Origin of the sequence: Archangium gephyra (genome assembly GCF_049060025.1) — a bacterium.
Lineage (GTDB): Bacteria > Myxococcota > Myxococcia > Myxococcales > Myxococcaceae > Archangium > Archangium gephyra_A.
This window is the reverse complement of sequence record NZ_JBMEQQ010000002.1, coordinates 10,727,360-10,748,943: the sequence shown is the minus strand read 5'-3', so window position 1 is coordinate 10,748,943 and position 21,584 is coordinate 10,727,360. Positions and strand designations below refer to the sequence as shown.

At 69.5% G+C, this 21,584-nt stretch carries 20 protein-coding genes and 2 pseudogenes; 13 read left to right on the top strand and 9 right to left on the bottom strand.

Annotated features, from left to right (window positions below; all coding sequences use genetic code 11):
• Nucleotides 1-11: 11 nt before the first annotated feature.
• The 4 genes from ACN28I_RS47060 to ACN28I_RS47045 form a co-directional block, all read right to left on the bottom strand.
• Nucleotides 12-545 carry a hypothetical protein gene (locus tag ACN28I_RS47060; protein ID WP_420948386.1) on the bottom strand — a complete coding sequence of 178 codons (534 nt, stop codon included), beginning with the start codon at nucleotides 543-545 and terminating at the stop codon, nucleotides 12-14.
• Nucleotides 546-661: 116 nt separating this feature from the next.
• Nucleotides 662-1,102 carry an OsmC family protein gene (locus tag ACN28I_RS47055; protein ID WP_420948385.1) on the bottom strand — a complete coding sequence of 147 codons (441 nt, stop codon included), beginning with the start codon at nucleotides 1,100-1,102 and terminating at the stop codon, nucleotides 662-664.
• A gap of 27 nt (nucleotides 1,103-1,129) precedes the next feature.
• Complete coding sequence (locus ACN28I_RS47050) at nucleotides 1,130-2,341, bottom strand: deoxyhypusine synthase family protein (protein WP_420948384.1); 1,212 nt, start codon at nucleotides 2,339-2,341, stop codon at nucleotides 1,130-1,132.
• A gap of 44 nt (nucleotides 2,342-2,385) precedes the next feature.
• Nucleotides 2,386-2,673, bottom strand: coding sequence for a hypothetical protein (locus ACN28I_RS47045; protein WP_420948383.1), 288 nt, complete (start codon nucleotides 2,671-2,673; stop codon nucleotides 2,386-2,388).
• 108 nt (nucleotides 2,674-2,781) lie between these two features.
• Here ACN28I_RS47045 and ACN28I_RS47040 point away from each other — a divergent pair, with 108 nt between their 5' ends.
• Nucleotides 2,782-3,609 carry a PHP domain-containing protein gene (locus ACN28I_RS47040; RefSeq protein WP_420948382.1) on the top strand — a complete coding sequence of 276 codons (828 nt, stop codon included), beginning with the start codon at nucleotides 2,782-2,784 and terminating at the stop codon, nucleotides 3,607-3,609.
• Nucleotides 3,610-3,786: 177 nt separating this feature from the next.
• Here the strand turns inward: ACN28I_RS47040 and ACN28I_RS47035 are convergent, their stop codons facing one another.
• Nucleotides 3,787-4,089: a hypothetical protein gene (locus ACN28I_RS47035; RefSeq protein WP_420948922.1), complete on the bottom strand. Its 303-nt coding sequence runs from the start codon at nucleotides 4,087-4,089 to the stop codon at nucleotides 3,787-3,789.
• Between ACN28I_RS47035 and ACN28I_RS47030 the strand changes: the two are divergent.
• Together ACN28I_RS47030 and ACN28I_RS47025 are read left to right on the top strand one after the other, a co-directional pair.
• Nucleotides 4,022-4,462: pseudogene (locus tag ACN28I_RS47030) on the top strand (hypothetical protein); the annotation flags it as partial. The gene ACN28I_RS47035 and the pseudogene ACN28I_RS47030 sit on opposite strands and share 68 nt — an antisense overlap.
• Nucleotides 4,463-4,535: 73 nt before the next feature.
• A complete protein-coding gene (locus ACN28I_RS47025) occupies nucleotides 4,536-5,039 on the top strand; it encodes a cytochrome P450 (RefSeq protein ID WP_420948858.1) in 504 nt (167 codons plus the stop codon).
• Between the two features lie 164 nt (nucleotides 5,040-5,203).
• Here the strand turns inward: ACN28I_RS47025 and ACN28I_RS47020 are convergent, their stop codons facing one another.
• Nucleotides 5,204-6,796, bottom strand: a complete 1,593-nt coding sequence (locus ACN28I_RS47020) for a methyl-accepting chemotaxis protein (RefSeq protein ID WP_420948381.1) — start codon at nucleotides 6,794-6,796, stop codon at nucleotides 5,204-5,206.
• A 215-nt stretch (nucleotides 6,797-7,011) separates the two neighbouring features.
• Here ACN28I_RS47020 and ACN28I_RS47015 point away from each other — a divergent pair, with 215 nt between their 5' ends.
• Together ACN28I_RS47015 and ACN28I_RS47010 are read left to right on the top strand one after the other, a co-directional pair.
• Nucleotides 7,012-7,395 carry an NADH-quinone oxidoreductase subunit A gene (locus tag ACN28I_RS47015; protein ID WP_420948380.1) on the top strand — a complete coding sequence of 128 codons (384 nt, stop codon included), beginning with the start codon at nucleotides 7,012-7,014 and terminating at the stop codon, nucleotides 7,393-7,395.
• Nucleotides 7,396-7,410: 15 nt separating this feature from the next.
• Complete coding sequence (locus ACN28I_RS47010; protein WP_420948379.1) at nucleotides 7,411-7,968, top strand: NADH-quinone oxidoreductase subunit B; 558 nt, start codon at nucleotides 7,411-7,413, stop codon at nucleotides 7,966-7,968.
• Nucleotides 7,969-8,042: 74 nt separating this feature from the next.
• Here the strand turns inward: ACN28I_RS47010 and ACN28I_RS47005 are convergent, their stop codons facing one another.
• Entirely contained in the window at nucleotides 8,043-8,513 is a 471-nt protein-coding gene (locus tag ACN28I_RS47005; protein ID WP_420948378.1) for a PaaI family thioesterase, read from the bottom strand.
• 122 nt (nucleotides 8,514-8,635) lie between these two features.
• Here ACN28I_RS47005 and ACN28I_RS47000 point away from each other — a divergent pair, with 122 nt between their 5' ends.
• The 7 genes and pseudogenes from ACN28I_RS47000 to ACN28I_RS46970 all read left to right on the top strand — a co-directional run bounded on the left by ACN28I_RS47000 (nucleotide 8,636) and on the right by ACN28I_RS46970 (nucleotide 16,547).
• Complete coding sequence (locus ACN28I_RS47000) at nucleotides 8,636-9,979, top strand: adenylate/guanylate cyclase domain-containing protein (RefSeq protein ID WP_420948377.1); 1,344 nt, start codon at nucleotides 8,636-8,638, stop codon at nucleotides 9,977-9,979.
• An 88-nt stretch (nucleotides 9,980-10,067) separates the two neighbouring features.
• Nucleotides 10,068-10,581 (top strand): annotated as a pseudogene (locus ACN28I_RS46995) (NADH-quinone oxidoreductase subunit C).
• Between the two features lie 39 nt (nucleotides 10,582-10,620).
• The gene (nuoD, locus tag ACN28I_RS46990; protein ID WP_420948376.1) at nucleotides 10,621-11,886 is read left to right on the top strand and encodes an NADH dehydrogenase (quinone) subunit D; all 1,266 of its coding nucleotides are present in this window, start codon (nucleotides 10,621-10,623) and stop codon (nucleotides 11,884-11,886) included.
• Nucleotides 11,883-13,745, top strand: coding sequence for a 2Fe-2S iron-sulfur cluster-binding protein (locus tag ACN28I_RS46985; protein WP_420948375.1), 1,863 nt, complete (start codon nucleotides 11,883-11,885; stop codon nucleotides 13,743-13,745). Before nuoD ends, ACN28I_RS46985 begins: the two co-directional genes overlap by 4 nt.
• A 2-nt stretch (nucleotides 13,746-13,747) precedes the next feature.
• Complete coding sequence (locus tag ACN28I_RS46980; RefSeq protein ID WP_420948374.1) at nucleotides 13,748-15,235, top strand: complex I subunit 1/NuoH family protein; 1,488 nt, start codon at nucleotides 13,748-13,750, stop codon at nucleotides 15,233-15,235.
• A gap of 17 nt (nucleotides 15,236-15,252) precedes the next feature.
• Entirely contained in the window at nucleotides 15,253-16,011 is a 759-nt protein-coding gene (locus tag ACN28I_RS46975) for a NuoI/complex I 23 kDa subunit family protein (RefSeq protein WP_420948373.1), read from the top strand.
• A 176-nt stretch (nucleotides 16,012-16,187) separates the two neighbouring features.
• Entirely contained in the window at nucleotides 16,188-16,547 is a 360-nt protein-coding gene (locus ACN28I_RS46970) for a (2Fe-2S) ferredoxin domain-containing protein (RefSeq protein ID WP_420948372.1), read from the top strand.
• Nucleotides 16,548-16,750: 203 nt separating this feature from the next.
• Here the strand turns inward: ACN28I_RS46970 and ACN28I_RS46965 are convergent, their stop codons facing one another.
• Nucleotides 16,751-19,324: a CHASE2 domain-containing protein gene (locus tag ACN28I_RS46965; RefSeq protein WP_420948371.1), complete on the bottom strand. Its 2,574-nt coding sequence runs from the start codon at nucleotides 19,322-19,324 to the stop codon at nucleotides 16,751-16,753.
• Between the two features lie 95 nt (nucleotides 19,325-19,419).
• Here ACN28I_RS46965 and ACN28I_RS46960 point away from each other — a divergent pair, with 95 nt between their 5' ends.
• Nucleotides 19,420-20,286, top strand: coding sequence for a hypothetical protein (locus ACN28I_RS46960; RefSeq protein ID WP_420948370.1), 867 nt, complete (start codon nucleotides 19,420-19,422; stop codon nucleotides 20,284-20,286).
• A gap of 11 nt (nucleotides 20,287-20,297) precedes the next feature.
• On the opposite strand, the gene ACN28I_RS46955 is transcribed toward ACN28I_RS46960, so the two are convergent.
• Complete coding sequence (locus tag ACN28I_RS46955; protein WP_420948369.1) at nucleotides 20,298-21,572, bottom strand: hypothetical protein; 1,275 nt, start codon at nucleotides 21,570-21,572, stop codon at nucleotides 20,298-20,300.
• Between the last annotated feature and the right edge of the window lie 12 nt (nucleotides 21,573-21,584).

The window sequence follows — 21,584 nt, the reverse complement described above, 5'->3', positions numbered from 1 at the left end:
GATCTCTCCCCCTACTCCGCTCCCCGCTGAGAGGGAGTCAGGCGCAGCACCGAGCCCTCTCCCGGCTCGAAGAAGGCCTCCTCCGAGGACTGCTGGCGCAGCCGCTCCAGGATGCGCCGCTGGTGCTCCGCCCGGGTGATGAGCGTCGTGAAATCGAAGCGGCCCAGGCGCTCGTCCTTGCGAGACAACCGCCGCAGCGTCCGCCACATCGACAGCCGCCCCTCGGTGCCCAGGCACAGCCCTTCCAGCTCCACCACGCGGCTCAGCGGCGAGTAGCCCGTCAACTGTCCGTTGAGCTTCAGGCGTCCCAGCTTCTCGCCCACCCAGGCCGCGCCCTGCTTCATGACATCGCGCTTGAGCCCCAGCGCCGACATCACACCCTGGAGCGTCGCGCGATCCTCCAGCAGCTCCCGGAGGAAGGTGTCCAGGTACTCGCCCACGGCGTTGCCCGCGTTCTCCGACTTCGCGCGGCGCGCCAGCTCCACGCCCACCATGGAGCCCGCCAGATGGTCGTTCAGGTAGATCTTCAACAGCGCCACGTTCACGCCACCCTCCTCGTGCTGGCCCCCACCCCTGCGGAGGGTCGGCATGCCCGGGCCATGGCGCAGCGTGCCATGCCCGGGCGTTCGGAGAGCAGGCGGCGGAACGGGCCGTCCTCCGCCTACCGGGCCTCGTCCGGGTAGCGGAACGTCAGGGGGATCTTCACGTCCGGGTGAAGGCTGCGCGTGACGGGGCAGCCATGCGCCACCTCCTCCAGCCGGGCGCGGTGCGCGGCGGAGAGGCCCGCGGGCATGTCGATCTCCAGCACCAGCTCACCGATGCGGCGCGGCGGAGGCGTCATCCGCTTCTCCACCCGGGCACGCGCATCGCCGAAGGGAATCCCCTCGCGCGAGGCGGCCAGGGCCATGGTGGTGAGGGCGCAGGAGGCGAGCGCCGCGCCCACGAGGTCCGTGGGCGAGAAGGACATGCCCGTGCCCCCGTTGTCCTTGGGGGCCTCGGTGGTGATCTTCGTGGCGGACGGGCCGTGCTCCAGCTTGCAGTGGAAGCCCGGCGCGCTCGCGACGCTCATCACGACGCCGGTGGCGGGAGTGGGTTGGCTCATGGTCGTGGCTCCTCTTCTGACGCCGTGTCAGCGGACGTAGGTCTGGTGCTCCGTCGGGTCCGGCTTCGGCTCATCGGGGCTCCAGTCGATCGTCTTCAGCAGCGACTTGCGGCGCTTCTGCACGTCCTTGTCGAGGAACGTCACCGCCTCCTGCATGACGTCCATCAGCCGGCGCGGCTTGCGCTTCATCTTCGTGTCGCTCAGCAGCGCGTGGGTGAGCCACGGGAAGACGGCCGTGACGTCGGTGTGCACGTACATGGAGCCCGCCTCCACGGCCTCCATGGACACCTTGCCCCAGGTGTGGCCCTCACCGGCCGGGCAGCTCGAGAGCGCGCCGTTGTCCACCGGGTCCACGCAGAACTGCACGTCGATGTCGAAGCCGTCGGTGGGCACGCTGAGAATCTGGTCCAGCAACGGCTCGCCCTGCAGCGTGTAGTTCTTGGGCACGCCGCCGCCGAGGATCCAGATGGCCATCTTGTTGGAGAAGTGGTGGCGGCAGTAGTGCTGGATCGCCGCCATCCAGTAGACGTCGTCGTTGATGTCGATCTCGAACTTGAACTCATCGCCCATCAGGCGCTTGAGCTTGACGGCGTTGAGGAAGATGGAGCCGTCCTGCACGGCGCCCACGAAGATGGGCACGCCGTACTTGTAGCAGGTGGACAGCAGCGAGGGCTGCTTCACGCCGAGCTTCTTCTCGATGGCCTGGATGTTCTTGCCGAGCAGGTAGTGGAACTCGGGCGTGGTCATCTTGCGCTGGAACTCGGGACGGCGCAGGAGGGCGGAGAAGAGCCGGTCGGTGTCCAGCAGGGCCTCCTCCCAGAAGCCCAGGTCGTAGATGCGGATGATGCGGGCCAGGCGGTACTGGAGATCCCCGGCGTTGGGGTTCACCTCGCGGATGGCGTGGCCGATGATGCGGTGGGCGTCGTGGTAGAGGTTGGCGCCGGTGGTGGTGAGCGCCGAGATGACGCCCTTCTCGATGAGCGGGATGATGCAGCTCTGGTGCAGGCCGGCCGGCGTCATGGCGCCCGAGAGCGTGAGGAAGATGGAGGCATCCACCTCCATGGAGCGGCGCATCAGCTCGAACGCGGTGCGCTCCTGGCGGCCCACGTAGGCCGAGAAGGCGTGCTCGAGCAGCTCGGTGGGCGACTCCTTGCCGGTGATGGGACGCGGATCCGCCTTGCGCGCTCCCGAGTAGTGGGCGCGCAGGTTCTTTCGGTTGTTCGACGCTGTTTTTGCCATGGCGCGCGATCTATCACCGCCCGCGCGCCGAGGGGAGCACGGGTTTACTTGCGCTTCTTCCCCTTGGCGCCCTTGTCGTCCGGGTCGACATCCGGCGGCAGCAATTCCGGCTCGGGAGTGCCCAGCACGCGCTCGCGTACCTGCTCGGCCGTCAGGTGGCCGGTGTCCGACACCACGCACGAGACATAGGCCAGCTCCGCCAGGGCCCGCCGCGCCCGGGCGCGCACCGCCTCGTCGTCGGAGGACAGCATCTCCGAGGCGGCGGAGATGTAGCTGCTCGCCAGCGACTCGAAGAGGTACACGCGGTTCTCGATGGTGTCGTCCTTGGCCATGACGCTCCTCCTCCCTTCTGGGGGACACACGGGCTGGCGAATCCGAGAGGTATCCCACATCCTAGGGATGGTAGGCGGAGCGTACAACCCGAGCCCCTGGAGTCAGCCGTGATCGACTTGCATTCCCACACCACGGCGAGCGATGGCCAACACTCGCCCGCCGAGCTGCTATCCCTGGCGGCGAGCGCGGGGGTGACGGCGCTGGCGGTGACGGACCACGACACGGTGGCGGGGCTGGGAGAGGCGGCGGAGGCGGCGCGGGCCCACGGGGTGGAGCTGGTGCCGGGCATCGAGGTGTCGGCGTTCGTGCTGAAGAAGGAGGTGCACATCCTGGGGCACTTCGTGCGGCCGGACTTCCCGGAGCTGGCCCGCTTCTCCGAGCGGCTGCGGGTGGAGCGCGAGCAGCGGATGGAGCGGATGGTGGAGCTGATGCGGAAGCTGGGCTTCCCGGTGCGGATGGAGGAGGTGCGGGCGATTGCCGGGAGCGCGCAGTTGGGGAGGCCGCACCTGGCGCGGCTGCTGGTGGAGCGGGGCTGGTGCCTGGACGTGAAGGAGGCGTTCGACCGGTTCCTGGGGGCGGGCAAGCCGGCGTGGACGGACCGGTTCAAGCTGGAGGGCCGGGACGCCATCCGGCTCATCCACCGCGCGGGAGGCACGGCCACGCTGGCGCACCCGGGCAGCTCGAAGCTGGAGCGCTACGACATCCTGCAACTGGCGCGCGAGGGTCTGGACGGGCTGGAGGCGTTGCACACGGACCACAACCCGAGCCTGCAGGAGAAGTACCTGAAGTTCGCGAAGGAGTTCGCCCTGGTGACCACCGGGGGCAGCGACTTCCACGGGGAGCAGGTGACGCCGGGCAGACGTCCCGGTGACTCCACGACGCCGCCGGAGAACTTCGCGAAGCTGCGCGCCCGGGCCTCGTCGGCGCAGGCGTAGCCGCTGTACGGACAATCCCATACACCGGGTGATCGGGTTGTGCCGGGGCCGTGCGGCTTGTATTCACTGGCCCATGCAAATCCTGAAGAACCTGCCCTTCCGCTCGCCTGAGAAGGCGACCCTTCGGGAGGGGATTCCCGTGCTCCCTGGCGCCCTGCCCGTCGTGGGGCACTCCCTCTACACCCTGGGCAACGCCATCACCTTCCTGCGGAACGCGGAGGCCAGCGTGGGCCCGCTGTTCTGGACGAAGAACATCGGCATGTACTCGCTGGTGTGTATGGGCGAGCCCGGCTTCGAGCTGCTCAAGAACAAGGTGACCAGCAGCGAGTTCATCCGCGAGGGCTCGCCGGACTTCATCGGAGACTCCCTGCTGTCGCGGGATGGGACGCCCCACCGCAGCCTGCGCTCGGCCATGAGCGGGCCCTTCACGCCCCGGGGCCTCACGGCCAGCGGCGCCTCGGCCATCGCCGCCGAGGTCATCGAGTCCTACGTGGCCCGCTTTCCCGAGGAACCCTTCTCCCTGCTCGCCCAGACGCAGGGGCTCGCGCTCGACATCATCTTCCGCGTGATGGGCATCGAAGGCAGCGAGATGGAGGCCTGGAACCACGCCTACCGCGAGTTCATCCTGGGCGCGCTCCCCCTGAAGGGGGACTTCCCCTACTCGCCCGCGAGGCGTGCCCGGACGGGACGGCAGTGGCTCGACGCGAGCTTCTCCCGGCTGATCGCCAAGGCGCGCGGCAAGCCGGACATGGAGGGCACGCTCGCGGCGCTGCTGAAGACGCGTGACGAGGAAGGGCGCGAGCTCACCGAGGCGGACCTCATCCAGAACCTGCGCCTGCTGGCCCTGGCGGGGCACGAGACGACCGCGTCGGTGATGGCGTGGCTGGGCATCACGCTCGCCCAGAAGCCCGAGCCTCTGGGAGCCGCTGCGCGAGGAGGCGATGGCGGCACCGGGCCTGCCCCGCTCGCCCGAGGAGCTCAAGCGCCACCCGTTCGCCGAGGCGCTCTTCCGCGAGACGCTGCGCATGTACCCGCCCGTGTCGTGGACGGGGCGCCAGGCCAAGGAGGATCTGGAGCTGCACGGCAAGCGCATCCCCAAGGGCACGACGGTCCTCGTCCCCCTCGGCGCCTACGGCTTCGACCCGAAGCTCTTCCCCGAGCCGGATCGTTTCGACGTCACGCGCTGGATGGGCAAGAAGGTGCCGCCGTCCGCCGTCGAGACCGCGGCGTTCGGCGGTGGCCCCCACTTCTGTCTGGGCTACCACCTGGCCTGGGTGGAGGTGGTGCAGTTCGCCACGGCCTTCGCGCGGGAGCTGGCTCGCCGGGGCATGAAGCCCCAGCTCGCTCCGGGAAGCGCGACGCCCAAGCTGACCTACTTCCCCTTCGGTGCACCGCCGAAGAAGACGCGCATCCAGCTCGTGCGGGCCTGATGGCACTCACTTGTAGTCGACTACAAGTGAAGATTTGGCAATATGTAGGATGAATTGTTCTTCACTTGTAGTCGACTACAAGTGGAGAACCCAGGGTGCGGATACCCTCACCCCGTCCCTCTCCCGGAGGGAGAGGGGATGTTGGAGGGCGGGCCCGCGGGGGTTCAGCGGTCTCGCGCCACCTTGAACTTGCTGGTGAGCACCGTGAGGCTGTCCGCCACGTTCTGCAAATCCTGGGCAATCCGCGTGGTGCGGCCGGTGGCGTCCACGCCCTGCTTCACCAGCTCGGCCACGTTGCGCGCGCCCTGCACGGCCTGCTCGCTCGACTGACGCTGCTGCCGCGTGGCGATGGTGATCTGCCGGGCCGCCTCGCTCGTGCCGCGCGCCAGCTCGACAATCCGCTGGAACACCGCCGAGGCCTGCTCCGCCACCTCCACGCCGCGGTCGCTCGTCGCCATGCCCACGCGCGCCTTGGTGGCCGCCTCGTTGCCCGAGTCCTGCACCTTCTCGACGATGCGGGCGATGTCGCGCGCCGACGCGGACACGTTCTCCGCCAGCTTGCGCATCTCCGCCGCCACCAGCGAGAAGCCCCGGCCCACCTCGCCCGCCTTGGTGCCTTCCAGCGCCGCGTTCAGCGCCAGCAGGTCCGAGCGCTCCGCCACCTGGTTGATGACCTGGGCGATCTTCGACACCTGCTGCAGGTCCTGGTTGAGGCCCACGATGGCGTCCGCCACGCCCTTGGACTCCATGCGGATGTCGTTGATGCCCGCCACCACCTGCGCCACCACCGCCATCGCCTCGGCCACCGCCTCGTGCGTGCGCCGCGCGCTGGACTCCACCACCTCGGTGGAGCTCGAAATCTGCTCCGCCGTGCGGCTCAGCTCCTCGAACGTCGCGGCGATCTGCTGGGCGTACGCCGCCTGCTGGCTGATGACGTGCTCCTGGTCCGCCGACGCGCCCGTCAGCCCGCGCGAGGCGCTCGAGAGCTGCTCCAGCCGCGCCAGCAGCTCCGACACCGTGCCGCGCAGCGTGCCGAGCATCTCGTTGAAGGAGTGCGCCATCATGCGCACCTCGCCCGCGGAGGCCACGTCCATCTCGCTCAGCGAGAGGTCTCCCTGGGACACCTCGCGCGCCGCCTGCGTCATGCGCGTCACCGGCTCGGCGATGGCCCGTCCGATGAAGAAGGTGATGAACAGGCCCACCACCATGGCGCCCAGGTACACGAAGAGGGGCGGATGCGTGGACTCCGACTCCGCCTTCACCACGGCGGCGTCCATGCCCACCACGTAGGTGTGGCCCCTGGACAGCCCGCAGAAGGCCACCGGGTTGCCCTGCGGCCGCATCACCGAGCAGGCCTCGCCCTCGTTCGGCGCGCCCTTCAGCCCCTTGGGCACGATGCCACGCTCGGACAGCACCTTGCCCTCGGGCGTGAGCACCGCCTGGAAGGACACGGAGCCCACCTGCTCCACCCGCTCGAAGATGTGCGCGAGTTGCTGCACCGCCCGCAGTCCACCCTCTCCCGAGGCCACCGGCTGGGGGCCCGAGGAGTCCGGGCGCACCACCCCGGCCTGGTCCAACAGGGTGGAGATCTCATCCGACGCGAGCAGCCCCACGACGCGCGTGCGATCCTCGAGCCGCTGAAGCCCCAGCCTCTGCTGCTCCTTGGGAAAGTAGAAACCGCTGAACAGGGCGACGGCGAGGCTGGGAACCAGCACCGCGAACGCCACCTGCCAGCGCAAACTGAGCCGACCCCACATGCCTGGGCTCTCTCCTATTATCCTGATCGGAAGACGCGACAGGTCCCGACCCTAGGCGGCCGGTGCGCGGAGCGTCAAACCCCCCGTCCCGGCCTCGTGGACCGGCGAGCGGGCGGCCAGGCTCCCCACCCGGCTTTCCGCTGTCATGTCCGGGGGTTGGCTCCCCGGGTTTCTCCATTGACACGGCTGCCCGGTGTCCCTAGGGTCCGCGCCGAATGAACCCCACGCTCGACCCCAACCCCCTGGCGCCCTACCTGCCGCTGGCGATCGTGCTGCTGCTCGCGGGTGTGCTGTCGCTCATCATCGTGCAACTGGCCGCCGCCCTGGGCCCCAAGCGTCCGAGCGCCATCAAGTCCGCCCCCTTCGAGGCCGGCTCCGAGAGCAGCGGTCCGGCGCGCCAGCGCTTCGCGGTGAAGTTCTACGTGGTGGCCCTGCTCTTCATCGTGTTCGACGTCGAAGCGGTCTTCCTGTACCCCTGGGCGGTGAACTTCCAGGCGCTCGGCTGGTTCGGCTACGTGGAGATGCTCGTTTTCGCGGCAACCCTCGTGGTGGGCCTTATCTACATCTGGAAGAAGGGCGCCCTGGAGTGGGAGCACTGAGGGCACTGAGGAATCATGGCTGAATCTGACATCGCACCCGTACTGACCACTCGCCGCGACGAGGCCATGGGCTTCTTCGAGCGGATGGTGTCCAAGGGTCTGGGTTGGGCGCGCAAGTACTCGCTCTTCACCTACCCGTTCGCTACCGCGTGCTGCGGCATGGAGTTCATGTCCGTGGCCGCCGCCCGCCACGACATCGCCCGTTTCGGCGCCGAGTTCCCCCGGTTCTCGCCCCGCCAGGCGGACATGCTGATGGTGATCGGCACCATCAACCTGAAGCAGGCCCCCATCCTCAAGCGCGTGTACGAGCAGATGGCCGAGCCCAAGTGGGTCGTCGCCTTCGGCGTGTGCGCCTCGTCCGGTGGCTTCTACGACAACTACGCGGTGCTTCAGGGCATCGACCGCATCATCCCGGTGGACGTCTACATCCCCGGCTGCCCGCCGCGCCCCGAGCAGGTGCTCGACGGTCTCAAGCTGCTGCAGGACAAGATTGGCAACCAGGTGCACCGCGTCGGTCACCGGGGTTCGGCGCCGCACGATCTGCTCGCCGGCCAGTACAACCTCAGCAAGTAGGCACCGCGCACCACCCGGTGCCGCGGCCCCCGGGCCCCGCGAACCTCCTCGGAGGTGGCGGGGCCCTCGCCTTTCTACCAGCGGTGGTAGGCGGGGTGCCCCGGCTTCACCGAGACGAAGGTGCCCCGGCACGTGGCGCACACCTTGCCCCCGGCGGTGAGCGTCCCCTCGACGATGACCTTGTCTCCCTCGATGGAGACGGGCTTCGCCTCCAGGTGGAGCGGGCCGATGGGCGTGGGGCGCTTGAGCTGGATGGTGTACTCGGCGGTGACGGTGCACGGCGGGGTGTCCAGGCCGCGCGCCTTCATCAGCGCGTGGGCCGCCGTCCAGTTGCAGTGACAATCCAGGAGCGCGCCGATGATCCCCCCGTTCACCACGCCGGGGAAGGCCTGGTGGTGCTCGGCGGCGGTCCATTCGGCGACGACGAGCTCGCCCTCCACGCGGCTGCGGATGCGCAGGCCCTGGGGGTTGGCGGGGCCACAGCCGAAACAGACGAGGTTGGGCGCGAAGCGTTCCTGAAGACTCTCGGGAGAAGTCGTGGACATGGCGGCACCATAACGCCGCCGTTACTTCTTGGGACGCGTGGCGAGCAGGCGGGCTCGCCAATCGTGCGGACCTCCAAGGTACGTGCGAGAATGCGCGCGCCCCCCATCACCGCCGAGACCGCGTGGACGAGTCCCAGCAGACACGGCCTCCCCTCATCGACTTCCTGCGGGAGCCGGTGGGGAGGGCCCTCGAGGAGGAGCGCCGGCTCAACACCGTGCGCCTGGCGCTGCTGCGCTTCCTCGGCGTGTCCGCCATCCTCGCCGTCACGGTGTACCTGGCCCGGGTGCAGGGGCTGGCGGACTGGGAGGTGTACCTCGCCCCCTTCTCCGCCTACTGGCTGTGCACCGCGATGACGGTGGGCGTCGTGCTGCGTTGGCCCCGGGGGGCGAGCTGGGCCGGGCTGTCGCTCGCGGTGGTGGACGTGCCGGCCATCTACTGGCTGCAGCACCTCGCCCTGCCCGTCTCCCCTTCACCCGGAGGCGTGGCGGGCTTCACCCTGGGCCTCTACGCCTGCATCATCGTCCTGTCGGCGCTGTCGCTGCGCGGCCCGGTCATCGTCGCCGTGACGGCGGCGGCGGCCCTGGCCGAGGTGGCCCTGCAGGCCGAGGCCTCCATCGGCGTAGGGGCGCGCGTGGTGGCGGTGGTGGTGCTGGCCCTGACGGCGGTGGCGGCGCGCTACCTCTTCCACCGCATCCGCGCGCTCATCTCCGCGGTGACGAGCGAGGAACTCAAGCGCGCCCAGCTCGGCCGCTACTTCTCCCCCGCGGTGGCCGATCGCCTGCAGGACCTGGCCTCGCCCGTGTCCACCCCCGAGGTGCGCGAGGTGACCATCCTCTTCGCGGACCTGAGGGACTTCACCTCGCTCAGCGAGCGGCTGTCCCCCGAGGCCGTGGTGGCCGTCCTCAACGAGTATTACGGGCACATGGTGGAGGTGGTGTTCCGCCACGGGGGCACGCTCGACAAGTTCATCGGGGACGCACTCATGGTGTACTTCGGCGCTCCCCTGCCCGAGCCGGAGCACCCGCGGCGGGCCGTGGAGTGTGCCCTGGAGATGGTGCGCGAGCTGGAGACCCTGAACGCCGCGCGGGCCGCCCGGGGCGAGCCCGGCCTGCGCATGGGCGTGGGCCTGCACACCGGCCGCGTGGTGCTCGGCAACATCGGCTCCACCACCCACCGCCTGGAGTACACCGCCATTGGCGACACGGTGAACCTGGCCAGCCGCATCGAGCACCTCACCAAGCAGCACCGCACCCCGGTGCTCGTCTCCCGGGAGACCCGGGAGCGGGCCGGTGAGGGATTTCACTGGGAGGAGAGGCCCCCCACACCCGTGGCTGGCAAGCGCGAGCCCGTTTCCACCTTCATTCCCGGGCCACTCACCGCCCGGGAGGGCGCCGAGGGGTCGGCCCGGAAGTCCCGTTCCGGCGAACGCAGGCTTCTGAATCGCGTAAGTAGTGAGGATGCCTGAGGGATTACGTTGACGCCTACCGGGGGGCATCCTTATAACGCGCCGGATTCCATAGCCAGCATTGGGGCCCCCTTTGAGCACTTTCGCACTGGACAGGGTCACCGCCCAGTTTCCGGAGGCGGTGGCGGAGCGCTACCTCGACCGCACTGGCGGCGCCTGGGCCGTCATCCACGCGGAACACCTTCCCAAGGTCGCCGCGTTCCTGAAGAACGAGCTGGACTTCAAGCTCTTCACTTCCATCGACGCGGTGGACCGCCTGCACCTCGCGGAGAATGATCCGCGCTTCGAGGTCGTCTACTTCATCTACTCGCTGTCGCGTCACGAGCACGTGCGCTTCAAGGTGCGCGTGAGCGAGAACCGCCCGGAGCTCCCCCTCCATCACGCCCGTGTTCCGCGGCGCCGACTGGTGGGAGCGTTTCGTCTGGGATTTCTACGGCATCCGCTTCTCGGGACACCCGGACCTGCGTCGCGTGTTGCTGTACGAGGAGTTCCAGGGCCACCCGCTCCGCAAGGACTACGCCCTGCGCGATCGTCAGCCGCTCATCCCCGAGCGGCCCATCAAGGACATCTTCCGAGGCCCCGGCACCAGCGGCGTTTCCTGAGCGCCCGCCCCCACCGGCAGCCCCCCGAGGACAGACATCATGGCGGACACCCACAAGCCCGTGTCACCCCCCAACCCCGAAGCGCCCAACCCGGACACCGACGCCTACGCCCACGAGGCGGAGCTGGAGGCCCACCTCCAGACCAAGCGGATGTACGTGAACATGGGCCCCTCGCACCCCGCCACGCACGGCACGGTGCGCCTCAAGGTCGAGCTCGAGGGCGAGAACATCGCCGAGATCGACTGTGAGATCGGCTTCCTGCACCGCGGCTTCCAGAAGAGCTGCGAGAACGTCACCTGGACCCAGTGCCTGCCGTACACGGACCGGTTGAACTACGTGTCCGCGATGATGAACAACTTCGGCTTCCTCAACGCCGTGGAAAAGCTCATCGGCCTGGAGATCCCCGAGCGCGCCCAGTACATCCGCGTCATCGGCTCGGAGCTGCACCGCATCCATGATCACCTGACGTGCGTGGGCGCCACGGGCATGGAGCTCGGTGGCTTCGCCCCGTTCCTGTTCGCCGTGGAAGCGCGCGAGCTCATCATGGACCGCGTGGCCGAGCTGACGGGCGCGCGCCTGACCACCAACTTCGGGCGCATCGGCGGCATGAACCGCGACCTGCCCGAGGGCTGGAGCGAGAAGGTCTTCAAGACGCTCGACAAGGTCATGGAGCACGTCAACGAGATCGAAGGGCTGCTCTCGCGCAACCGCATCTTCGTGGACCGCACCAAGGACACGGGCATCATCACGGCCGAGGAGGCCATCGACTACGGGTGGACGGGCCCCTGCCTGCGCGCCTGCGGCATCGACTACGACATCCGCAAGACCAAGCCGTACTGGGTCTACGACCGGATGGAGTTCGACGTCCCGGTGGGCGAGAAGGGCGACAACTACGACCGGTACCTGATGCGCATCGAGGAGATGAAGCAGTCGGATCGCATCATCCGCCAGGCGCTCAAGCAGATTCCGGCCGGCCCCATCATCCTGGACGACTGGCGCATCGCGCTGCCGCCCAAGCCCGAGGTGTACGGCACCATCGAGGGTGTGATCTCCCACTTCAAGCTGGTGATGGAGGGCATCCAGGTGCCCGCCGGCGAGGTCTACGACGCCACCGAGGCGGCCAACGGCGAGCTGGGCTGGTACATGGTGAGCGACGGCAGCGGCCGTCCGTACAAGGTCCACGTGCGCGCGCCGGGCTACCCCATCCTGTCCGCCGTGCCCCACATCATCAAGGGCAAGCTGCTGGCGGACCTCATTCCCACCTTTGACACGATCAACATGATCGGCGGCGAGGTCGAGCAGTGAGCGACAACGACAACAAGAAGCCCACCGGAGACTCGCAGACGCCCCCCAAGGGCTCGCCCTCCGAGACGCGCGAGGCGCCCGGCTCCACGCCGAAGCACCCGCCCGCGGGCGCGAAGCTGGACACGCCTCCGGCCGCGCACAGCGCCCCCACGGGGACGCCTCCGCCGCCCGCCGCCAAGCCGGCCGGGCCGCCCCCGCCGAAGAACCCGGGCTTCGTCACCTGCACCATCGACGGCAAGGAAGTCGTCGTGAAGCCGGGGACGAACATGATCGAGGCGGCCCGGATGGTCGGCTCGGACATCCCCTACTTCTGCTACCACCCGCGCCTGTCCATCGCGGCCAACTGCCGCATGTGCATGGTGGAGGCCTCCAACGCCCCCAAGCTGGTGCCCGGCTGCCAGACTCCGCTCGTCGAGGGCCAGGTCATCAAGACCACCACGCCCAAGGTGAAGGAGCAGCAGCGCGCGGTGATGGAGTTCCTGCTCCTCAACCACCCGGTCGACTGCTCCATCTGCGACCAGGCCGGTGAGTGCAAGCTGCAGGACTACTACATGCGCTACGACTACCGCCCCTCCCGGCTCGAGGGCGGCAAGGTCATGAAGAACAAGCGCAAGGTCCTGGGGCCCCGCGTGGTGCTGGACCAGGAGCGCTGCATCATCTGCAGCCGCTGCGTGCGCTTCATGAACGAGATTCCGAAGGAGCCGCAGCTCGGCATCTTCGGCCGTGGCAGCCACGAGGTCATCGACACCTTCCCGGGCAGCGAGCTCAACAGCAACTACTCGCTCAACACCGTGGACATCTGCCCGGTGGGAGCGCTGCTCAGCCGCGACTTCCGCTTCCGCGCCCGCTCGTGGTTCCTGTCCGCCGCGCCGTCCGTGTGCACCGGCTGCTCGCGCGGCTGCAACACGTACGCGGACTTCATGGGCCAGGACACCTACCGCTACCGCCCGCGTGAGAACGAGGCCGTCAACAAGAGCTGGATGTGCGACCACGGCCGCGAGACCTACAAGGGCCTCAACGTCGGCCGCGTGCTGAGCGCCGTGGTGGGCCGCCAGCAGGGCACCACCGCCCGTCCGGAGGTGGCGCGCAAGGAGGCCATCCAGGCCGCTGCCAAGGCGCTGTCCGGCGTGAAGGGCCAGGTGGCGGTGCTCGCCTCCCCCGTGGCCTCCAACGAGGACCTGCTCGCCGCGCTCACCTTCGCCAAGGCGACGCTGGGTGCGAAGGAGGTCTACGTGGGTGGCCGTCCGCAGGGACAGGCCGACCACTACCTCCTCACGGCGGACCGCAACCCCAACCGCAAGGGCCTGGAGCTGATCGCCCAGGGCCTGGGGCTGGCGCTCAAGCCGTTCGAGGACCTGGCCAAGGCCATGGATGGCGGCAAGGTGAAGGCGCTCTACGCCGTGGGCACCGAGGTGCCGGGCAACCTGGAGACCTTCGCCGCGGCAGCCGCGAAGCTGGACGTCTTCGTGGCGCAGGCGACGAACGAGTCGGCGCTCACCGCGCAGGCCACCGTGCTGCTGCCGGCCTCCGCGCACGTGGAGTTCGACGGCTCCTTCGTGCAGGTGGACGGCCTCATCCAGCGCTTCCGCAAGGCCTACCCCTCCAAGGGTGACGCCGTGGGGCACTGGGCCCTGGCGGCCGAGCTCACCCGCGAGATGGGTGGCACCGCCGCCTGGACGAGCTCGCGCGAGGTGTTCCGCGAGCTGGGCAAGCAGGTGGCCGGGTTCACCGAGTTCGATTGGGACAAGTCCGCGCCTCCCGACCGGGAGAAGCCGGGCATCAACCCGCTGCCGACCGCCGCCGACGGCCGGCCGCCGGGGTATCGTGAGTTCGGCGCTCCCAGGGTCCGAGGTCTCTGACAATGAAGCGCACACTCACCATGCTGTTCTGGTTCGGCGTCATGTTCGCCCACTTCGTGGGCATCATGGCCCTGACCTACGTCGTGGGCGGCCTCGTGGAAGGCCTCTTCCCGGGGGCCAGCCGCCTGACGAACATGGTCCTCCTGATGATCGCCACCGTGATGGGCATCGCGTCCCTGCTCACGGTGGCCGAGCGCAAGTGGAGCTCGCTGATGCAGAACCGCATCGGCCCCAACCGCGCGCGCATCAACCTGCCCCTCCTCAAGAACAGCTCCCTGGTGGGCATCCCCCACTTCCTGGCCGACGGCATGAAGATGCTGTTCAAGGAGGACTTCCTCCCGGCCACGGCCAACAAGCTGCTCTACAACCTGGGGCCCATGCTGGCCTTCGCGCCGGTGTTCGCCCTGTTCGCGGTGGTGCCCGCCGGCCCCACGGTGTCCGTGTTCGGCCACACCGTGGAGATGGTGGTGGCCACCCCGGACTTCGGCCTGCTCTACGTGTTCGCCATCGCCTCGCTGGCGGTGTACGGCACGTCGCTGGCCGGCTGGGCCTCCAACAACAAGTTCGCCCTGCTCGGTGGCGTGCGCGCCGCCTCGCAGATGATCTCCTACGAGGTCGCCCTGGGCTTGTCGCTGGTGGGCCTGATGATGGCCTTCTCCACGGTGCAGCTGCCCGCCTTCGTGGGCAACGTGACCAACGAGCTGGGCATGGGCAATGCCGCCGTCGGCCAGGCCCGCTACCTGTGGGAGGCCCGGGTCGGCGGCTTCGACATCGGCCTGCCCGCGTGGGGCTTCCTGCTGCAGCCGCTGGGCTTCTTCCTGTTCTTCGCCGCGGCCTTCGCGGAGACCAAGCGCGCCCCCTTCGACACGCCCGAGGGTGAGTCGGAGATCATCGGCTACTTCGTCGAGTACTCGGGCATGAAGTTCGGCCTCTTCATGATCTCCGAGTTCGTGGAGATCGTGGTCCTCTCGGCCCTGATCGTGGTGCTCTTCTTCGGTGGCTACCACCTGCCCTTCGGTGGCGAGTGGCTGTCCAACCTGGCGGTGATGAGGGAGTACGGGTGGCTGTACGGCACCGTGCTGGGCACCGTGTTCTGGGCGAAGGTGATGTTCTTCGTGTGGCTGCAGCTCGCCATCCGCTGGACGTTCCCGCGCTTCCGCTACGATCAGATCCAGACGCTGGGCTGGAAGATCCTCCTGCCCATTGGCCTCTTCAACGTGTTCGCCACGGGCGCGCTGGTGCTGTGGGATCCGTCCCTGCGGGCGCTGGCGGTGTTCGGCCTGCTGCAGATCGGCCTCCTGGTGACGCTGACGCTGTCCTCCGCGCTCAAGTCGGAGGAGCCGGGCGCCGGCGGCGGCCACGGACACGGCCACGACGCTCACGGGCATGGCCACGACGCGCATGGTCACGGCCTGCCGGCCCACGGTCATGCCGCTCACGCGGACACTCATTCCGGTGCGCACTCCGGTGCCACCGCGGCCTCGCACTAGGCTGAGAGAAAGACACCATGGCTTACAAGGCGACTCAGGATCCCCGCACAGACATCCGCGAGCGTTCCTACCTGCCGGAGCTGATCAAGGGCCTGGCCATCACCACGCGGCACTTCCTGCGCAACCTCTTCGGGACGCGGGAGGTGGGCGTCCCGTTCGAGGACCGCCAGGGCACCAGCCTCGTCACCACCGTGCAGTACCCGGAGGAGAAGGTTCCCTATCCTGTCGGGTACCGCGGGCTGCACCGTCTGGTGCCGCGCGACGACGGCAAGCCGCGCTGCGTGGCTTGCTACATGTGCGCCACCATCTGCCCGGCCCAGTGCATCTACATCGAGGCCGGGGAGTACGAGGTGAACGCGGCGGAGGGCGAGTCTCGCGTCATCGAGAAGTTCCCCACCCAGTTCGTCATCGATGAGCTGCGCTGCATCGTGTGCGGCCTGTGCGTGGACGCGTGCCCCAAGGACGCCATCCGTATGGACACGTACACGCACACTCCGGCAGAGTACAACCGGCAGGGCTTCGTCTACGACATCCCCAAGCTGCTCAAGGGGCCCGCCGTGTCGCACCCCTCCGATCCGTGGAACAAGCGTCCGGGCTCGGAGCAGCCGGCCCACGTGCACAAGGAGGCCCACACCCGCGTGGGCGAGGGCCACGAGGCGCACCACGGCCACGAGCTCGCGGCGGGCCACGCCCACGGCGACCACGCCACCCCGGGCACCCGCACCACCGTCGTGTCCAACGAGGGCCCGGTGCCCGTGACGAAGTTCCTCAAGTAGGACCGTCCGGCTCCCGCCGGCCTCCGGCCCGCCCTCCCCGCTTTCGTGCGGTGGACGGCGGGCCGGTGTCGTTTCAACCCCTACCTACAACCCGGCTCCTTGCGTGCGAGGGGGCTGGCCCTCAGCGGCCGCGCGACCCTTTCCGGCCACGCGCAAACGCCGTAGGGTGGATGGCGATGAAGCGCTACCGCCTCTCCGTGTGCAAGGGCTCGAGCTGCAAGGCCGGCGGCTCCGACTCCGTGGCCGCGGCCGCCCGCGATGAGCTGTCCGCACGCAAGCTCCAGGTGCGCTGCGAGCTGTACCGCGGGGGCTGCTACGGCTTCTGCCACATGGGTCCCAACGTCGTCATCCGCGAGGAGACGGGACGGAAGAGGGATCCGCTCTCCCCCGAGGACTTCCAGCTCATGGGCTGGGAGGGCGAGGTGTACTACTCGCACATGACCCCGGAGAAGATGAAGCGCGTGGTGGCCGAGCACATCGACCAGGACAAGCCCGTCGTCGAGCTCTTCGGCCACCCGGACGAGGCGGACGACTAACCCCCAGTCCGCGGCCATTTCCCCAGTCCGCGGCCATTTCCCCAGTCCGCGGCCATTTCCCCTCGCCCTCCGGGAGAGGGACGGGGTGAGGGTTTCGGGTGTACCCGGGTTGAACCCCCGGCCCCCACTTCGGGCCACGGGTTGGAGAACAGGCTCGGGCACCCTCACCCTTTCCCTCTCCCGAGGGGAGAGGGGATCTTCGTTCACTGGCCCTCGAGGGCGAATACGCCGTCCCAGTCCTCCGGCGGCGCCGCCGAGGCGAACTTGCGGCAGCGCTCGGCATACACCCCGGCCACCGCATCCTCGAACGTCTCCGCGCCCTGCGTGAACAGCGCCAGCGCCTCGTCGAAACGCCGCTGGTGGTACGCCGTGAGCGCCTGCTCGTAGAGCGCCAGTTGCTCCTGCATCCGCGGGGTGATCTCGCCCTTGCGGCCCAGCAGCTCGTGCAGGCGCGTGGGCTCGGCCCGGCCCTTGAGCCGCACCCGGTCCACCTCGCGGAAGACGTAGGAGTCCTGCGCCAGCCGCGCCGCGCCGTCCCCCACCAGCACGAAGGTGCCGTAGCCCCGGTTGAGGCTCTCCAGGAACATCGAGAGCTTCACCGACTCGCCCATGACGGAGTACTTGGACTCGAAGTCGCTCCCCATGCCGCCCACCAGCACCTCGCCGCTGTCGATGCCGATGCGGCACTGCAGGTGGTGGCCGTACGTCTTGTCCCAGTACGCTCGGCGCTCCAGCAGCACCGCGCGCACCTTCAGCGCGGCCTCGCAGGCATGGTGCGCGTGGCGCTCGGTGCGCACGGGCGCGCCCCAGAAGGCCATCACCGCGTCGCCGATGTACTTGTCCACCTGGCCGCGCGTGCCTCGCACCACGTCCGTCACTTCCGTCAGGTAGTCGTTGAGAAGCTGGATGAGCCGCTCGGGAGGCAGCTCCTTGGACAGCCGCGAGAAGCCGACCAGGTCACAGAAGAAGACCGTCACCTCGCGGCGCTCGGGCCGCGTCAGCAGGCGCAGATCGCGCGTGACGAGCCGCGCCACCTCGGGGCTGACGTAGCGGCCGAGCACGTCCGTGACGAAGTGGCGAAGCTGCCGCTCGGAGCGCGAGGCCTGGACGATGGTGAAGATGAAGGTGAAGCCCATCGCCAACAGCGGGCCCATCATCGCCACCCAGAGCAGCTTGTTGACGAAGACGTACCAGGCCGCCCCGGCGTACAGCAGGCCCACCGCCGTCATGGCGCTCAGGTACATCATCACGTCGCCGAAGGAGCGCAGGCCCCGGTTGAAGGTGAGCGCCACGAAGGCGCCGATGAAGGCCATCCCCAGCGTCAGGAAGAGATCCAACCTCGGCGTGGCGCGGGTGATGCCCTCGGACTGCAGCAGGTTCACCAGCGACTGCGCGAGCACGGCGCCCGCGGGCGTGTACGCCCCAATCGGCGTGTGCTGGTAGTGCATCCCCTGGCGCGAGGTGTTGGTGAAGACGATGAGGCGGCCCTCGATGTCATGCACCGCCCGGGGCGGCACGCCCTCGCGCACCGCGAAGAGGTTGCGCAGCACGTTCCACGCGGGAATGGCCCGGGACACCGAGCCCCGCGAGCCTCGCCCCACTTCCGCCGCGTCCCACCGCACCAGGCTGTAGCCGGACTCGTCCATGGGGATGGAGAACCGGTCCCCCACGTACAGCCGGCCGTCCGCGTAACGGAGCTGCCGCGTGTTCGCCAGGCGCATCGCCGCCATCAGCGGCATCGAGGGCAGCACGTGCCGGGCCCCCTCGCGCGAGCGGTAGCTCACCAGGTGGGGCACGGCCCGCACCACACCGTCCGGCTCGGGCACCACCGTGCGCGACCCGTACAGGCTCGCCTTGCCGAGCAGCGGCGCCACCGGGTGCTCCAACTGACGCACCTCCTCGAGCTGCGCCACGTCCAACCCCTCCACCTGCACCTCGGCCAATGACACGAAGAGCTCGAGCGGGCCCACCCGGTGCGTGTCGTCCGTGACCCGGCGCTCCTGCACCTTCGGCGGCTCGCGCACGCCCTGCTCCAGCGCCACCCGCTGGCCCTCCTGCTCGCTGGCCACTCCCGCCCACACTTCCAAGGCGTTGCCCGCGGGGATGAGGAAGGCCGGCCGCTGATCCGCCAGCACCGACTGCACCCGGCCCCGGGCCTCGGCCTCGCCCGGGTACGTGCCCAACCTCACACGGTACGGCCACAGCCGGCTGCCTGCGGGGATTCCCCGGTCCAGGGACCACGAGAAGGCCAGCAGCGACTTCTCCGGGTGGCGATCCAACAGCTTCCGGAACGCCCGATCGTCGTCCAGCCCCTCCACGCCGGGAGTGCCCTCGGCGAGGCAGGCGCGCGGGCTCAGCTCGGTGAAGGGGAAGTCGAGCAGCACCAGCTCCGCGCCCTCGTCGACGAGCCGGTTGGACAGGCCGCCGAGAATCTCCCGGGGCCACGGGTTGGAGGCGATGCCGGGGTGCTCGTCCTGGCGGGCCTCGGCGAGCGTCTCGTCATCGAGCGCCACCACCACCACGCGATCCGAGCGCGAGGAGCGGCCTCCCAGCGAGCGGACGCGCCAGTCATAGGTGCCGCGCTCCCAGGATTGCAGCCAGGCCGAGGGCCGGGCCAACAACGCGATGGGCGTGGCGTCCTCGGAGAGCTGCGCACGGGGGACGCGGTAGTAGACGAGCAGCCCCAGGATGGCGCCGAAGAGCGTGGCCTGCAGGAGCGAATAGCCGAGCCGCTGCAGGAAGCGGAGACCGGCCGAGTAGATGGGAAGGCTTCGCACGGGAGCAGGCACCATACCGCGTTCGGCCCACGTCCCCAGCCCTCCCGTGGCCCTGATATGCTCGCTCGCCGGGCCGTCCTTCCGGAAAGACGCACATGAAACGCATCCTGCTCTCCGCCGCCGCCACCGCTCTCCTGCTTACCCCCCTTGCCTGCAACTTCGACCAGCTCCTGGCCGAGAAGGTGATGGTGGGTACCCTCCTGTCCACGCCGGACGTGGACGTCTCGCTGTACGCCATGGCCGGAGGCGACGCGGGCACGCTGCCCGACGGTGGCGTCCCCGAAGAGGAGCGGCTCACCATTCCGGGCCAGACGGCCGCCTTCGTCTTCTTCGCCACGCGCAACGGGGAGCAGGGCACCCCGGAGCCCGTCGCCGACGCCACCGTCCGCATCGAGGTCCAGAACGGCAGCCCGATCGCCCTCGACAACAAGGGCGTGGGCACCTACAGCGCGACGAGCGCCTTCGGTGACGAGACCGGCGTGAAGTACCAGAACGGCGCCACCTACAACTTCGTCGCCGTGCACGATGGCAACTCGCACGTGGGCCAGGTGAAGGACGCGCCGGCCCTGGAGCGCATCGCGGCGCTCCACCCGGCCGGGGGCTACGTCCGGCACATCGCCAACCAGGGCCTCACGCTGACGCGGCCCGCGAATGGCGGCAAGGAGCGCACGCTCGGCTTCGTCACCGTCGTCCCGGTCGACACGAATGGCGAGAAGGGCCAGCCCACCTACACCAACATTCCCAAGGAGCCGCTGGACTTCCTCCAGCTCGTGACGTCGACGGGCGAGTGGCAGCGGGAGAGCCTCCCCATCCCGGGCAGCGCCTTCCCCCAGAAGGACAGCAACTACCTCGTCATCTTCCAGACGGCGCAGCTCGGCGGCCCCCAGTCCGACAACCTGTTCGCCGGCAGCACCATTCTGGTGGGCACCGCCGACCTGGGCCTGGTGCACACCATCGAGTAGCCCCGGGTTCCCTACCCCGCCTCCACCTCGAGCTCGAGCCTGCCCTCGAGCTTGAGGCGCAGCAGGTGCCCCGCGAAGCGCTCGGATTCCTCTCGCGTGAGGACACCGCGGAAGCCCGGGCCCTCGGCCACCTCCACTTCCATCACCGGCCCGCGCTGCAAGAGGCGGAAGAAGTCCTCGCCTCCCTCGGGCCTCGGCACGAAGACGGGCAGGAATCCCTTCACGGGCAACACCTCGCCCGGCGCGCGCACCCGAGCCACCAGAGCCGGGGCCTCCGGGCGCACCTCTCCCGGCGCCACACCCTCCTCGGGGTAGAGCGGCGCGGGCGGGAGCGCCACATCCTCGGTGGAGTCGTCGAAGAGGAACCCGTGGCGCGAGGGGATGCGCCCGGCGAAGAGGTACAGCAACAACACGGGAGCATCCCCGCCCACCCGCTCCACATGGAGGATGGCGCGCGTGGCCCCCACCTTGCGCAGCAGCAACCGCAAGCGCGGAGGGGACCCGGCCAGGTAGCGCCGCACCCGGTCCTTCACGGTGGCGCGGATCTCCTCGAAGGCCGCCTGGTAGCGCGCCTCGCTCCCGGCCTCGTCCTTCGCGAGCACCTCGCGCGCCCGCGCCAGCTTCTCCTCGGCCTGGCGCAGGAAGTCCCGCATGGGCGCGTCCACCGAGGTGAGCGCCGGCTCCGCGGCCGGTACCGGCTCCACCGAGGCCGCCCGCTCCTGGCTCGCCGCCCGCACCGCGCCCACCAGGAAGGAGCCCTGCTGCTCCAGCCGCTCGCGCTCCTCCTGGAAGCGGGCCCGCGCGGCGCCGTACGCCCGCCGCAACTCGAGCCACGCGTCATAGGCGGTCTCCAGCGTCTCCAGGCCACGCACCCGGGCCAGGGCTCCCTGCGTCACGGTCTCCGCGGACGCCACGAGCCCGGGAGGCTCCCTCGACGCCTCCGCCCGTCCCGGCTCGCTCGCGGGCTTCGCCTCCCCGCCTCCCACCGCGGGCAGGTCACGCAGCGTGTCCCGGCGCGATGCGGGCACGCGCGGCGTCTCCGGGATGGCCGCATGCGACCCCGACGGCCTCCGGGGCCGCACGGGCGCGGGGAGCGGGCTGCCCTCCTCCCAGGCGCCATCAATGGCGGGCACCTCCCTCGGCGTGTCCCGGCGCAGGGGCGAGACCTCACGCCCCACCGCACCAGGTCCCCGGACAGGGGTGTCCCGCTTCGGGTCCGCCCCGGAATCTCCCTTCCCTGCCTGGCCCTTGCCACCGGCCGGCTTGCGTTCCTTCCTCGACGTCACGCCGCGAGCTCC

Excerpts from the sequence above, each read along its gene's own strand:
- ACN28I_RS47055 (WP_420948385.1), bottom strand. The coding sequence starts at position 1,102 with ATGAGCCAACCCACTCCCGCCACCGGCGTCGTGATGAGCGTCGCGAGC.
- ACN28I_RS47050 (WP_420948384.1), bottom strand. The coding sequence starts at position 2,341 with ATGGCAAAAACAGCGTCGAACAACCGAAAGAACCTGCGCGCCCACTAC.
- ACN28I_RS47045 (WP_420948383.1), bottom strand. The coding sequence starts at position 2,673 with ATGGCCAAGGACGACACCATCGAGAACCGCGTGTACCTCTTCGAGTCG.
- ACN28I_RS47035 (WP_420948922.1), bottom strand. The coding sequence starts at position 4,089 with ATGACCTCGGCGGCGATGGCCGAGGCGCCGCTGGCCGTGAGGCCCCGG.
- ACN28I_RS47020 (WP_420948381.1), bottom strand. The coding sequence starts at position 6,796 with ATGTGGGGTCGGCTCAGTTTGCGCTGGCAGGTGGCGTTCGCGGTGCTG.
- ACN28I_RS47015 (WP_420948380.1), top strand. The coding sequence starts at position 7,012 with ATGAACCCCACGCTCGACCCCAACCCCCTGGCGCCCTACCTGCCGCTG.
- ACN28I_RS47010 (WP_420948379.1), top strand. The coding sequence starts at position 7,411 with ATGGCTGAATCTGACATCGCACCCGTACTGACCACTCGCCGCGACGAG.
- ACN28I_RS47005 (WP_420948378.1), bottom strand. The coding sequence starts at position 8,513 with ATGTCCACGACTTCTCCCGAGAGTCTTCAGGAACGCTTCGCGCCCAAC.
- nuoD (WP_420948376.1), top strand. The coding sequence starts at position 10,621 with ATGGCGGACACCCACAAGCCCGTGTCACCCCCCAACCCCGAAGCGCCC.
- ACN28I_RS46980 (WP_420948374.1), top strand. The coding sequence starts at position 13,748 with ATGAAGCGCACACTCACCATGCTGTTCTGGTTCGGCGTCATGTTCGCC.
- ACN28I_RS46975 (WP_420948373.1), top strand. The coding sequence starts at position 15,253 with ATGGCTTACAAGGCGACTCAGGATCCCCGCACAGACATCCGCGAGCGT.
- ACN28I_RS46970 (WP_420948372.1), top strand. The coding sequence starts at position 16,188 with ATGAAGCGCTACCGCCTCTCCGTGTGCAAGGGCTCGAGCTGCAAGGCC.
- ACN28I_RS46960 (WP_420948370.1), top strand. The coding sequence starts at position 19,420 with ATGAAACGCATCCTGCTCTCCGCCGCCGCCACCGCTCTCCTGCTTACC.